A 14091-nucleotide genomic window follows, 5' to 3' on the forward strand; every position below is an offset into this window, starting at 1 on the left:
CTCGTAGTTTGGCTAGCAGCTTCCTGCCCACAAGACTTCGCTGTGTTGCAGTTGCCATTCACTAGTAGTTAGCATTTAATGGAACCATTAAATGGTGATCTCCCTAAAGGGGACTTTCATTCCATTAGTCCACGCCCATCCTGGGCGTACCAAGTCAATTAACTGCGCGCCTTCGGCGCCCGACAGCTTATACTCCGCTTCGCAACGTTTCAGCTGCGGGTGATTGAGGCGTTAAAACTCAAAAAGGAATCGTGCATGAAATTTATTGTTTTGGCTTTAACACTTGCTATGTCATTGGCAGTTACTGCAAATCCAGTACCTCACTTTCCGTTCGTTATTGTCACGGAGAAACTTGAGCAAAAGGTAAAGCCCGATGTAGTAAAAGTACGCTTTAGTATATTGGCTTATGAACAATCCTCTAATAGAGCTATGGAGAAATTAACAAAATCCTCAGCACTGATGTTGGAGGCGCTTAAAAAGCATGGGGTACTCATTTTAAGCTTAGAGTCAACCCAAATTGATAAAAACACAAAGCGCGCTAGAAAAGACGGAGCTTATAATTTGGAGGTTTTGGGTTATGAGGTACAGCAAGGATTCAATTTGAGATTAACGAACCTCGATAAATACCCCAGCCTTATGAATGAACTGATCCGGCTAGATGGAGTTCAAAATATAAATGCATTCTTTGAGACGTCTAAAGAAGAAGAGTACAAAGAGAAAATGATAACTGAGCTTAGTGTAAAAGCTCGGAAAAAAGCTAATGCTCTTGCCCAAGCCCAATCTAGAGAGGTAAAAAGTGTATATGGTATAACTACGGAGGAAAACTTTGGTCAGGCGTACGCTATATTTTCCTTAGAGTACAACCCCCAAGAATATGCACTGGCTATGGCCGCAGATTCTTACGGTATGGACTTAGTTATGGCGGTGCCGGAATATATTAAAGTGGGACAAAGAATTACCGCAATATATGAACTTAACTAGCTTAAGTGATAAAAAGTGTAAATCGGGTAGCCGGTAGTTTCTAGCTACCAGCCCCACACCACCCATCGTACGGGTCCGCAATGGGCGGTTCCCTATTCGTAATGAATCTCTATCCAACAAAAGTGTCGAGCAGATCTTCATTTGAGCTAAGTGTCATGGCGGCACTTCACCTCAACTTTACCGACTGGAAACATATCGGTAGGCTAGCTCTGTCTTTTAACTCATAGATTTAGGTTCAGGCCTTCACCGTGTCCAAGGTATTAATCTGCACATTTGGCTACTATTCCATTAGCTGACTTCTGTTTAATCACCTTAGCCATTACTGGCCGAGGCGCTACTATGCCCCACCAATTTGTCCTGCCCCCGTCTTAGAAGAGGGCCTACTTGTGAATCAGCGGCCACGCTGACAGCTTCACAGCAGTGAGCTAAACAGATCTCCCCAGATAATTTCACTACACAACTACATCATTTACTCTACCCGTTAGATCAACCGGCTTCGGTGTCCTTTACTATCTCACCTCCAAGCTAAGCTTTGTATGATGATTCTGTGGGTCAGCTCATAGCTTTACAAGTTGCTTCATCTCCACAAGGCCTCGCGGTATTGCAGTTGCCATTCGCTAGTAGTTAGCATTTAATAGAACCCATTAAACGGTGACCTTCCTACAGAGGACTTTCACCCCATTAGTTCACGCCTACGCTGGGTGCACTAAGTCAGTTAACTTCGCACTTTAAGCGGCCAACAGCTTACAATCCGCTTCGCTACGTTTCAGCTGTGGGTTATTGACACACTATGGTTAAGTTGGTAATCGAGTAAGAGATGACAATAGAAAAATATCAAGAAGAAAAAGAGATATTACGAAACTTGAATAAACGAGAAAGCCTGTGGGGCATGTTAATAGCCACACTGATTGGAATTTTTCCAACATTAGCAGTCTTTTATGCTGCGCCGGAGTTATTTGTTTCTGTTTTAGGATGGGTTATTCCAGGAGTAGTCCTCGGAGGTTTTGTTAAGCTGGCAATTAGCGCCCATAGTATTAAGCTTAGGCTTATTCCTGCTGGATTAATATTTCTACTTGGACCGTTTTTGCTACTGGTAACAGGAAATCCATTTACTTTTTTCATCGGTCTAATGAACATGTTTATAGTTATAACAATTACAAGGCCAAGATTATCAAAAGATCAGGAGCGGGCACTCTGGCTTCAACGACAGGGTAAGCTCCAGCCATAACATGCAGCTGCAATCTAACCCCCGAAAGTGGAACAGGGCGCAAAATCTAAGGAGAAAAAAATGAGATGTATTTTAATAGCATTGTCACTGGTATTTTTTCTAGCTGGTTGCGCAGCTTCTATCCCAAAGGAAGATCTAGAGAAATCAGCATTTATTAGGGCAGGCTCAACCAATATTTGGTCAATAACAAGCGGCGGCTCAACGGTTTCTTTGACTGCCATTGATGGCCTACCTGCAAATACAAAAAATGGCCCTGTAGCAGTCAGCCCAGGCAAACATACAATTACTATGTCGTGCGCTGGCAATGAAAATGATTTTGAGCTAACCGTCAAAGCAGGTGAAATATACGAGTATACCTATGGTGTTGGTGGGCCAAAGGGGTGTTTTGGTGGGCTCATCAAGGTTAATTGATCTAAATCCGGTGGCTTCTAGTTACCGGCCCCCACACCACCCATCGTTCGGGTCCGCAATGGGCGGCTTCCTATCTGTACGAGCGAACGATAGTCTCAAACAGCTCTTCAATTGAGTTGAGTATCATGGCAGTGCGATACCTCAACTTTATCCAACTGGAAACATATCGGTACGCTAGCCCTGCCTTTTAGCGCGTGGATTTAGGGTTCAGGCTTGCACCATATCCAAGGTATTAATCTTGGCACTTAGCTACTATGCCGTCGGTTGATTTCTGTTTAATTACCTTGATCATTACTGACCGAGGCGCAGCTGTGTTCCGCCACTTATTTTCTATCCCCGCGATGTCAGCTAACGGGTTGGGCTGACAGCTTCGCAGCAGCAAGTGAAACAGATCCCCCCAGATAGGAGCGTGATCTTTCACTCCACAACTGCATCATTAATTCTACCTGTTAGATCACCCGGCTTCGGTATCCTTGGCCACCTCGCCTCCAAGCTAAGCCTTTTAGGATGTTTCTATTTGTCAGCTGGTAGTTTTGCTAGTGACCTCTTCCCCATAAGACCTCGCGGTGTTGCAGTTGCCATTCGCTAGTAGTTAGCATTTAATGGAATCTACTAAATGGTGATCCTCCTACATGGGACTTTCACCCCACTTAGTCCACGCTCATGCTGGGCGTACCAGGTGGCTGCACGGGATAAATTTTAGCTGTCACTTTTTAAGCGAAATTACACACAAATCGCTATCAAAATTTGCTCGGTGATCGGGCGTTATAATTATAAGGGAGATTCTCATTGATAAAATTTCTAAAATATTTTGCCAGCTTTGTTGTCCTTGGTGGGATCGCATTTATAGTCGCCTACAACCATAATCTATATGTTTGGGAGCAACCAAGTAGAAGCATGTGGATTAGCAATGGTAGCTTATTTGATGGTACTGGTACGTTGCCCATTGAGAACCCTGGAATCCTTGTAGAGGATGGTAAAATTTCTTGTCTGGGAGATACTTGTGAAGTACCAATAGATGCTATTCAAGTTGATGCAGCAGGTAAATCAATTGTACCTGGCCTCATAGAGCTTCACGGTCATTTTTTCAGTGGTAAAGCTGATTCTAGTGAGAGCAGCTTACCTGTAATGATTTGGAATTCGATCCGATTGCAACCAGATGTTAGGCGGAAGCTGATCGAATCAGGTATTACAAGTTATCGTTCCGTCGGCGATCCCAGCTCGGGAATTTATAAGCTAAAAAAATCACTTGACGACCAGGAGGTCGCTGGGCCACATATGTTTATTTCGGGGCCTATATTTACTGCTCCTGGTGGACATCCGGTTCAAAGAATACCAAATCGGATGATCGAGCAAATGGTCGTGCAATCCGATGATCCAAAATATGTAAAGGAGAAAATCGCTGCTCTGGTTGAGCAAGGCATTGACGGTATTAAAGCCGTCTATCAGGGCCATACAAATGAACAAGGCGAAATCACGTTACCACGCATCTCAAAGGAAACCTTGCAGACTATTACAACGGAAGCTCGCAAGCATGGGCTTTGGGTTGCGATACACACAGGCTCCCCACAAGAAACTAATGAAGCTATAAAAGCTGGCATAACTACCATTGAGCATGGTGTGCGACATGGCAATCTCATTAGCCTAGAAACAATGCAATTAATTGTCGAGCACAATATAGTTTATGTGCCAACTTTAGGCCGAGAACCCAAGGGACACCTGAATATACCGGCCCTACACGAGGCTGGAGTTCAATTTGGAGTTGGCACTGATACACAAGGCAAAATGATTGTTGGTGACAGCTACCACAATGAATTGTCACGCATGGTTGATGCTGGACTACCTGATGCGAAAGCGCTTATAGCCGCCACTAGAAATGGTGCCGAAGCTTTAGGGTTAATTGATCAAATGGGGACCATTGAAGTTGGTAAATCTGCTGATCTACTACTTGTCGATGGTCAGCCTTGGAGTGATATTCGTGACCTTAAAAATATCAAGATGGTCGTTCTATCAGGACGAATTGCGTTGGATAAACGTGAACTGACATCGATATAAATACCCTGATCCCCCGTTAACGATTTATAAATCGGGTAACCGGTAGTTTTTATCTACCGGTCTCCACACCACCCATCGTGCGGGCCCCAATGGGCGGCTCGCTATCGGTAATGAGTATCTACCCAGCGATCACGCAACGATATCATTTACTCTACCCGTTAGATCATATAGCTTCGGTATCCCTGTCCACCTCGCCTCCAAGCTAAGCCTTCTAGGATATTTCGGTCCGTCAGCTCGTAGTCTTACCAGCGGTTCTTCCCCACGATACCTTACGGTATTGCAGTTGCCATTCGCTAGTAGTTAGCATTTAATGGATCCCATTCAGCAGTGATATTCCTACAGGGGATTGGTCCACGCCCATACTGGGAATACCAAGGCCAAGTAGCATCCCCCCTTCGGGAGCTGGACCTCGCTACGCTCGGCCGCTGTTGATGGCGTTAGATTTTCTGCTCATCGGAGATAGGGGATGTCAACGAGAGAAATCTCCAAATATTATGACTCAACAGAACACAGTAATACTCGAGAAGATTTAATTTTTGCTCTTACCGAAGTAAAAGGAAGAAAGGTTGCTGTTGATTGTGGCTGTGGAGCAGGATCAGATATCGCTTATTTGCGCGGTAAAGATTTCACAGTTCATGCCTTTGATATCGAAAATGAATCTATATCTAGATGTCGTAAACGATTCAAAGATGATGAGCAGGTTATTCTATCAAAGGATAGTTTTAATACTTTTAACTATCCTGAGTCCTCGCTGGTAGTTGCTGATGCCAGTCTTTTCTTTTGTCCTGAAAAAGATTTTGAGTCAGTTTGGTTGAAAATAACTAACTCTTTGACAGAGGGTGGTATCTTTTGTGGTTCATTCCTAGGGCCGAAAGACACAATGGCTGGGCCTGAGTATGATAAGGAAGCATTTTGGAGTGATACTCTAGTTATGGATGAATCGAAGATAAGAAAACACCTCGGTAAATTTGAGCTATTAAAGTGGACTGAACATGACCTTTCAGGAGAAACTGCAGATGGTACACCGCATCATTGGCATATATTTTCCATCGTAGCAAAAAAAATCTAAATCGGGTAGCCGGTAGTTTCTAACCTCCCCATGCCACCCATCGTGCGGCTCCGCAATTGGCGGTTCCCTATCCGTAATGATTCTCCGTTTTACTAGCGGCTTCCTCTCCACAAGACCTCTCAGTGCTGCAGTTGCCATTCGCTAGTAGTTAGCATTTAATGGAATCCATTGAACGGTAATCTCCCTACAGTGGGCCATAACTCCATTAGTCCATGCCCATGCTAGGTGTACCAATTGGCTGCTAGACTCAGCATTGTGTGCTTCGTCATCGCGCCAGGTGTTAAACACACGCAAGATTAGGAGCCCTCTCCGTTTTATCGCGGCTGCTGAACCCGATAATTGATAGAGGAAAGAATAATGGATGATTTAAGAAGCAGGGCTGCGAGAAGAACCAAGACCAAAGCTAAGCCCCATAAGAATAATTCTAGAACTGAAAAGCCGTGGATTTCGGAGAAAAACTGGAAGTTGATGTATACACGCTCTGAAAAGCTTCGTAGAGCTAAGCAATTAGGGATCGAGTACCCCAAGCGAACTATGCTTTAAATCCTAAATACTGAGCTTCCTGAGAAAGATTAAGATATGCGAAATCTCCTATTCATATGTAGCCGGAATCAGTGGCGTAGTCCTACAGCTGAAGCCATTTGGAGAAAACACTCTGATTTCAATGCTAAATCTGCGGGTACTAGCCCGCGAGCTAAAAAAACAGTCAGCTCAGCGGATGTTCGCTGGGCTGACGTGATATTTGTTATGGAACAAAAGCATAAAAATAGGCTAATAGCAGAATTCTCTAGAATGCTGGATCATAAGCCAGTTCATGTCTTAGATATTCCAGATGAATACAAGTACATGGACCCAGAGTTAGTTCAAGAATTAGAATCGGTTGTTGGGACATACTTGGAGAGTTAGTGCCCAGGTTCAGCCCTTAACAAATTTAGGTAAGCTGAAAAACTACTACACCTACGGTTCCGCAGTTTCCTCTGCTAAAAACGGTAGGCGCGTAATATCGACAACCTCTTTGAGACATAATAATGAAGAAACTCAAAAACGAAAAAGAGTTAGTGAAAAAGGCTATAGCACTCGGTACTGCATATGGCACCAAGCGAGGAGTTGTCGAGTTCGAAGCTACCGATTCAGCTCACGAGAAACTCGAATATATTTACCGTCTTTTAGTTCACGATAAAGTAATTCAACCGCTTCCAGAAGACAAGATATCACAGAAGGCAATCATGCATAGGTTGGCAATTTGGGCTTCAAAGTACTGAGTGCTCTGATAGGGTTTTCAACTAAATCAGGTAGCCACTAGTTTCTAGCGAACCGCCCGATTCATGCCACCATCAGACAAGATACTTTGCCCATTGATGTATCGGGCTTCATGAGAGGCAAGAAAGACACAGGCCTGCCCGATTTCTTCGAATGTGGCAGTGCGCTGTGCGGGTATGGATCTGCGGGCAAACTCCGACAGGTTTACGTTTTCACAGAAGCCCGGCATTAAATTATTCATGCGAATATTGTATCTTGCATAACGATCACCATAGAGCTTGGCAAAACTGTGTAAAGCGCCACGCAGCATGCTCATCGGATAAGGCGCTCTCGGCTCAACCGTATTCATTGAAGAAATATTGACGAATGCCCCTCCCCCCTGCTCGATATAAATCGGCGTGACGATACGGGCAAGCTTGACGACATTGAGCACGTACATATCGAGGCTCTCATGCCAGAGATCATCACTTAGCTCGAGCAGGGGGCCGTTGAAATCAGGATCGAACCCTACTGTTTTAATTTCTTCCGGCACCCCGCCACCATGGCCCATGTTGCTAACGACGGCGTCGATACGGCCATAGGTTTGCATCGTGTCGTCGACCATTGCCTGCAGATCTGCGGTTTCGAGAACCGAACCCGGCCGCCCTATACCACCTAATTCATTGGCCAGTTCAACACTGCGGTTGGAAGGGGACATCAACGAGACCTTGTAACCCGCCTTAGCCATTTCGCGGGCGCAGCCGGCACCAATTCCCTGACCAGTTCCGGTCATAATAGCAACTCTTGTTTCGGACATTACGCTATCCTCTAGTGCAAATAATTCATGGGTGGAGATCAATATACGATCTTTAAAAGTGGCAGCAAAAGGATATAATTACATGTACTTATGAGTTTTATTCATACCAAAACACGATCTTTACCATCTTTGGCCGGCTTGCGTGGGTTTGAGGCTGCGGCAAGGCATATGAGTTTTACCGATGCTGCGAAGGAGTTGAGCGTTACGCAAACGGCGATCAGTCACCAAGTGAGAAATTTGGAGTCGAGACTGGGTGTAAAACTGTTCCATCGTGCGGGAAAGTCGATTTCATTGACCGATGCTGGGAAAAAACTGTTATCCGAAGCCAGTGAATGTTTTGATCGACTCGAAAATACGCTCCACCTCATCAAATCCGAGAGTCAATCTCCGGTGGTAACCGTGAGCGTAACCCCCAGTTTTGCCAGCAAATGGTTAATACAGCGGTTAGGTAACTTCTGGAGAGCCTACCCTGATATACAGTTGAATGTTCACCATACCCTGGCTCTCGCCAATTTCACTAACGATGGTGTCGATATTTCCATTCGAGCTGGTGACGGAAACTGGCAAGGTTCAGTGACCAGGCTTTCGTTGCCGCTCGATTTAAGCCCGATTTGCCACCCTTCGCTGCTTAACGGCAAAAATCCTTTGAAAGAGCCTTCCGACCTCAAGCATCAAACCTTACTGCATGAAGATAATTTTGACGATTGGGCATCGTGGCTCAAAGCAGCCGGGGTCGACGATGTCGATCCGCGATCAGGTAGCGTCATGAATGATAGTAACTCTCTCGCAATTGCAGTCGAAAACTGCCAAGGCGTTGCGCTGGGCCGAATATCGCTAATCGAGGATGACTTAAAATCTGGAAGAATCGTAAAACCATTCGATGTAAGTATTGATTCCAACTTCTCTTATTATCTTGTCTGCCCATACGAAAAACTTGATACTCCTGGAGTACAGGCATTTCGTAACTTTATACTCAGCGAGGTAAATCAAGCTGTTCAATGCAAGTCAGGAGAGAGATAAGGCATCGCTTAACAATAATCAATTTGCTGGACACGGCGAAGCTTTACAGATAACCCCAAGCGTTAATGACTTCATACAAAGTGGAATTGGATTGATAATTCGGAATACATAATTGTGGAATCCAACTTTAAATAGTTTGTAGTTACTACAAGTACCTATCTAAACTTTAACTCCCACTTTCAAAAAAACCCCCTGAAAACTGGTACCGCAGTTTCATTCAAGTGCTCTCGTTTTAAGTCAACAAGCCCTACGACCTTGCTACGCCATCATAGAAAGCCCATAAGAGTTAATTGGCGGGAAAAGTATGGTATTTTCCTCTGTGAATTCATATGGCAGTGACCAGTCAACATAGGCTGCTAAAGAGCAAGTAAGTTATTCAGGGCACCCCAGCTATAACCAGGCAAGGCAAGGTCGCCCAGCTGGATGCTGGGCTGAACAACCTACATTTCGCTTCAGCTGCCATTGCCGGCAACGTTATTTTGCTTTAAAGCAGGAGAAATTATGAGTACTGTAGAAGGCTCAGTAAAATTCACAATTGACAATCAAGAAGTCACAAGTTATTTACACCAAATTTTTGGTGCGGATGAATATGATATTTCCGATGCTAGTAGTGATTCTGATTCTAGGATAGTAAAAGAACTCTCCGAATTTAATCCCAAGGTGGAAGCCCTATTCAATAGTAAGAATATTGATTGGGTGGAGCCCAACCTTAAAGATATGGCCGAAGATAGCTTGAGGTATTCTAAGAGCGGAATAATTTGGAAGAATGATAGAGAATATATTTCACAATTGTTTGGCGAATTAATGGGTATAGAGAAAGTAGATGACAATGTATTTTCTATATATTATGAAGGAGGCCAGCCATTTATAGGGTCTTTTTTAGCAGAACTGCTACGATTGCTCGGAGCGTATAACGTTGTAAGTGAGCATGATTTTTTCGAAGCGTATTAAAGCTAACTAGTAAAAGCACCTGACGTCAAAACCGCCGCTTCGGTATTGGCGCAGGAGCCTTAAGTATTAAGTGAATCATATCAATATGCTAAAAGAATATTTAAATCTTAGATTATTAGGGGCTTTTCTATTAATTTCAGTATTTTTGTCCATGCATGTAGGCTATTACGATACTGTATTATTTATTCCATTTATAATTAGCATCCCCCTTCTTGGATACAACACTGCATCAAAAGATAGAGTTGAAGTGTGGCCGCACAAGTTGTTGTATTTTATATACGCTAGTTTGGGCATGCTCCTAGGACGGCATGTTGACCCCCATGCTTTATTATTCATTAAGTCGGTATTTGACGATATTATTATTGTTTCATTGCTATGTTTAGGTGCATTCTTAATTTATTATGGCAACACGATTAAAAAATTGTCAGAGAAAAGTGAAGCATAAAAAACAGAATAAGTATAAGCAGGTTACTACGAGCTTTTGGCTATTCTCGGGAAGACTTACACTCCACACTAGTTTCTCCTGTTGTAGTCATTAAGGAGAATCATGAGTAGCAATGAGTACCCTAAAGGGCTATCCGGTTGGCTTATATTGGTCGGAATTGGTGTCGTACCAGGCCCAATCAGGCTATTTGCAACTACCTTTCCTGTATTTCAACCAATATTCGTTGATGGTACATGGGAAGCTTTAACAACCGTGGACTCAGAAGCCTTCAATCCACTGTGGGCGCCAATTTTAATTGGTGAGATTGCATACATCGTAGTAATGTTCGTAACTCTAATATATTTAGCATTTCTATTTTTCAGCAAGCACTACCTTTTTCCATTAATTTATATCTTAATCGTAGTTGTTTCATTGATTATTATACCTTTAGACGCATAGCTAATACAGTTTGTCATGTCTAATGAGCCGATTTTTGATCCAGAAACAGCGAAAGAATTTTTTAGGGTTCTGAAAGGTGGAATCATATGGGTCCCATATATGCTGCTCTTCAAAAGGGTTAAGGCAACCCTTGTTGAGAGAATGCCTAACAAACCAAGCCAGCTGGACGCTAGTGAAACTGGCGCCTCTGTTTGAAACATTAGATGTAAGAGATGATCCAAGGATACTTTCAATCTGAAAGCAAATGCTATCTTAGAGGCACTTAAGCACTTTTTATTATTTGATGGTTCTGGTGGCGCCTATAAAAGGGGAATAAACAGTCAGTATTAGAGAGGAAAGAATGAAGTGGCTTAAAATAAGCCACTTCTATCACAAACAACTAATATCTGCTAAAGCGGTAGCGGCATAGGTTTTTCATTCACCTTAAGCTCGCTGTCTTTCAGGCTGACATTTGAGATGTAGCCGTCATTGGTAGACACTAACAAACCCTGCTGTTCAAGAGACGCTAATATGGTCGGCACTTGTTGAGCAGCTATTTGCTCCAGTTGCTCTTCACTCATACCTTGAGTTTGAGGGTTATTTTTCAATTGGGCTTTCATCACTTGTACGGCAATAAATTCAATCACAGCTTTATCGCCACTTAGCTCTCCGTCAACTAAGGTGTGTGACAGCCAAAAAGCCGGATCTAGCGGTTGCTCCGGTAACGCACTGATGCCAACTAAGCTAGTATGAAGGTTACTGTTAAAGCTGCCTTGTGGGAAAGTGCCACGCAAGCTGGTAATGTTCAGTTGAGGCTCGCCAGCCACTAAAGATAGCAAGTTTTCGCTCATAAACTCCATTGTCTTAGCGGTTGCTTCTTCCGTAGGTAGTTTATTGAGTGAGACGGCAAAGTCCTGATAAGACTTCAAAAATTCCTGGCTTATATTGGTGACCTCAAGCTCAAGGGCCAGGTCTTCACCATGGAATTCAGCTATATCAACCTTTTTAGTTCCATAGGCAACTTGCATATTCCCCAGCTGATTTTCTGGGTTGAGTTCAGTACTGGCCTTTATATATAAATCAGCAATGTCAATATTTTCGTTTTGCTCTCTATCATTAAACTTTACGGCACCAAAGTTAATTGTTGTATCAGAATCATAAAAAGCACTTTCAAACATTGCTTCAAGGGAGGAAGGCATGGTCATATCCATAGTCAACCTTTCAACCTTAAAATCCCTTAGCTCGGAAGTAACAGTAAGGCTATCGGCACTCCCCTGGTAAGCTAGTTGCTCATCCTGATATTGCCCTTTTCCTTGAAAACCGCTAAAAGTTAACTGAGCTTTTTGATTCTCAACATCAGTAGTAAATGGCGCAATGCTATCGTTATAGTAATAACCACCTAAGGCATTCATATTACCATGAACCTGGTAAAAAGGAGCTTCCTCAGCCCAAACCAAATGTTCACGCAATTGATCACCGGCAACTTCTAGCGACCAGCCGAGCCAACCAAAACCAGCATGCTCGCCGAAACGGAAGGGGCCATGGGAAGCACTAAAGTCTACTTCTACAGAAAAAGGATCAATTTCAGGGGCACCTGATACATCCGAGAAAGCACTGACATCCATGCTCACCAAAAAGGTGGTCTGGGTTGAAAACCAGGATGAATCCATGCTTTTTACTTCAACCGTGTATGCCGAATTTTCATTCGCGGCAGTGACTATTTCATCAATGGATGACTCTAGTTGAATGCCAACAATTTTCGGCGCAACAACACCTGTAAGCACTGCTGCCGGAAGCAATACTGTTAATACTTTTTTCATTGAGATAAATCCAATTTACAAATGGGATGGAAGACAGGTCTATTATCGACAGAGTTATTTCCAGCATTATCTCATATTTACAGACGACTGTAAGTCAAAATATATACTTTTCTAGTAAAGACTTCAGGCGTAATAGATATCAATTACAAAACAAGCGTACCTATAATAGCAATAAGTAATGCAAGCTCTATGAATTCTATTGCGTGCGTTATCTTGACCGGTACGCGGTAATGGTGGAAGAAATTTACTAAGCAGTACTTGGAAGATCGTGAATCAAATCTTGGATGAAATTTTGCTCCGTTGAGTAGTCGCCTCCTCTTTGGATATATCGGGAGAAGGTACTGAAAATACATGCGCAACCTTGTTGCATTCTCAACAGTGTTCACAGCTAGAGTGATAGCTATCATTAATCAACTAATGGTATATACGATACCACCGCCGACATCATCAGCCAGCATCCAAAAATTGTGTATAGATGACAACAGGAAAGAAGAGAGGAACAGTTGGTCGAGAAGGCCAGCGGTAGTATGAGTATGCAAAGGGATGAAACCTCAACCTCGGACAGAAGACGAATATCTAGTAAAACAAGTTGATAAACTGCATAAGGAAGTTGATTATCCAAAAAAGTGCGACGCGTTTCTAAAAGCTGAAAGATTTACATTCATTGCCCACAAATAATGGCACTTTGGTACCATATATCTGTATAGATATTCAATTACACCCTCTCACGTCTTTTACAAACAGCTTAGCCGTGAGGAGAGCATGCGAGACAGAGAAAACCGTCGAATTACAGGGTACCTAACCCCAGTGTAATGGTAGTTATGCAACCCAAAATTTGGTTAGAGCCGAAAGTTAATGATGCACTAATAAACCACAAATGCGTTGAGTTCCATAAGAGTGAGACTGAAACCTTTTGTAAAGCAGTAAGTATCTTTCGTTAACTCTCTTTACTGGGATCTCTTATATTAGGGTTGAAAGTTTATAAAGAGAATCAAGTATACCGACTGAGCTAGACTCCTAATGGACAAGTGATGTGTCCTTCCTTAAGATCAATATGAAAAAATGACCGCGCATAAGATGAATATAAGCTAGCGTCTACTTTACCGGTGGAGGCTTTATGTAACAGGACGTGCAAAAGGCGTAAGTATCCTATGAATCGACGCAAGCTATTATCATTAGTTATCACTTTGAGCATCTTAATTGGCTTAGTCTTTGTCGCAACACCATTTTTTGCCTCTATGAACCCAAATAAAGCTGCTAAGAGCAGCTCAAAAATCAGAATAGATATGTCCGAGATCCCAGAGGCTGGAGCACTAGAAGTCGATTATCAATGGTATAAAGCTCTCGTGGTCAAAAATCCTGAAATGACAGTTTTCGTAGTGCCCTACTCCGATGGGACCTATTGGTTACCAGACCCCACCTGGGAGCGCCCTTTTCTGCCATGTAACAAATTTCTCATTCGAAAAGATGGCTTTTATTGCAAAGATCCCATCCTCCATGAAGGTTGGCATGAACAAGCTCAATGGGATTCACAGGGGAGCAATAAAGGTACATGGATGCCCGATCTACAAAAGCTAAATTTAGGGTTCAGGGCAAGTACCTAGTACTGAGCCCAGAGTACAACTAATTACCAACAAG

General features: G+C 43.1%; 12 protein-coding genes and 1 pseudogene. 11 read left to right on the forward strand and 2 right to left on the reverse strand.

Annotated elements, in window-relative coordinates:
• Positions 1-255: 255 nt before the first annotated feature.
• From ACJJIL_RS16950 to ACJJIL_RS16975, 6 genes are all read left to right on the forward strand, one after another.
• Positions 256-981 (forward strand): SIMPL domain-containing protein, encoded by a 726-nt coding sequence (locus ACJJIL_RS16950; protein ID WP_445360290.1) that lies wholly within the window; start codon positions 256-258, stop codon positions 979-981.
• Positions 982-1798: 817 nt separating this feature from the next.
• Entirely contained in the window at positions 1799-2209 is a 411-nt protein-coding gene (locus tag ACJJIL_RS16955; protein ID WP_445360291.1) for a hypothetical protein, read from the forward strand.
• Positions 2210-2269: 60 nt separating this feature from the next.
• Positions 2270-2620, forward strand: a complete 351-nt coding sequence (locus tag ACJJIL_RS16960) for a hypothetical protein (protein WP_445360292.1) — start codon at positions 2270-2272, stop codon at positions 2618-2620.
• 789 nt (positions 2621-3409) lie between these two features.
• Positions 3410-4675, forward strand: coding sequence for an amidohydrolase family protein (locus tag ACJJIL_RS16965; protein WP_445360293.1), 1266 nt, complete (start codon positions 3410-3412; stop codon positions 4673-4675).
• Between the two features lie 466 nt (positions 4676-5141).
• Entirely contained in the window at positions 5142-5744 is a 603-nt protein-coding gene (locus ACJJIL_RS16970) for a class I SAM-dependent methyltransferase (RefSeq protein WP_445360294.1), read from the forward strand.
• Positions 5745-6772: 1028 nt separating this feature from the next.
• Positions 6773-7006 carry a DUF5062 family protein gene (locus ACJJIL_RS16975; RefSeq protein ID WP_413664607.1) on the forward strand — a complete coding sequence of 78 codons (234 nt, stop codon included), beginning with the start codon at positions 6773-6775 and terminating at the stop codon, positions 7004-7006.
• A 44-nt stretch (positions 7007-7050) separates the two neighbouring features.
• Here ACJJIL_RS16975 and ACJJIL_RS16980 read toward each other — a convergent pair whose 3' ends face one another.
• Positions 7051-7800, reverse strand: coding sequence for an SDR family oxidoreductase (locus ACJJIL_RS16980; RefSeq protein WP_445360295.1), 750 nt, complete (start codon positions 7798-7800; stop codon positions 7051-7053).
• 90 nt (positions 7801-7890) lie between these two features.
• On the opposite strand from ACJJIL_RS16980, the gene gcvA reads away from it, so the two are divergent.
• From gcvA to ACJJIL_RS17000, 4 genes and pseudogenes are all read left to right on the forward strand, one after another.
• A complete protein-coding gene (gene gcvA, locus ACJJIL_RS16985; protein WP_445360296.1) occupies positions 7891-8820 on the forward strand; it encodes a transcriptional regulator GcvA in 930 nt (309 codons plus the stop codon).
• A 501-nt stretch (positions 8821-9321) separates the two neighbouring features.
• Entirely contained in the window at positions 9322-9771 is a 450-nt protein-coding gene (locus ACJJIL_RS16990; protein ID WP_445360297.1) for a hypothetical protein, read from the forward strand.
• Between the two features lie 70 nt (positions 9772-9841).
• Positions 9842-10216 (forward strand): hypothetical protein, encoded by a 375-nt coding sequence (locus tag ACJJIL_RS16995; RefSeq protein ID WP_445360298.1) that lies wholly within the window; start codon positions 9842-9844, stop codon positions 10214-10216.
• A 102-nt stretch (positions 10217-10318) separates the two neighbouring features.
• Positions 10319-10849: pseudogene (locus ACJJIL_RS17000) on the forward strand (DUF2569 domain-containing protein).
• Positions 10850-11043: 194 nt separating this feature from the next.
• Here ACJJIL_RS17000 and ACJJIL_RS17005 read toward each other — a convergent pair.
• Positions 11044-12453, reverse strand: coding sequence for a YdgA family protein (locus ACJJIL_RS17005; RefSeq protein WP_445360299.1), 1410 nt, complete (start codon positions 12451-12453; stop codon positions 11044-11046).
• Between the two features lie 1151 nt (positions 12454-13604).
• Between ACJJIL_RS17005 and ACJJIL_RS17010 the strand changes: the two genes are divergently transcribed.
• Positions 13605-14057, forward strand: coding sequence for a hypothetical protein (locus tag ACJJIL_RS17010; RefSeq protein ID WP_445360300.1), 453 nt, complete (start codon positions 13605-13607; stop codon positions 14055-14057).
• Positions 14058-14091 lie beyond the last annotated feature (34 nt).

This window comes from Microbulbifer maximicatervae (SeqCode) (assembly GCF_052468095.1).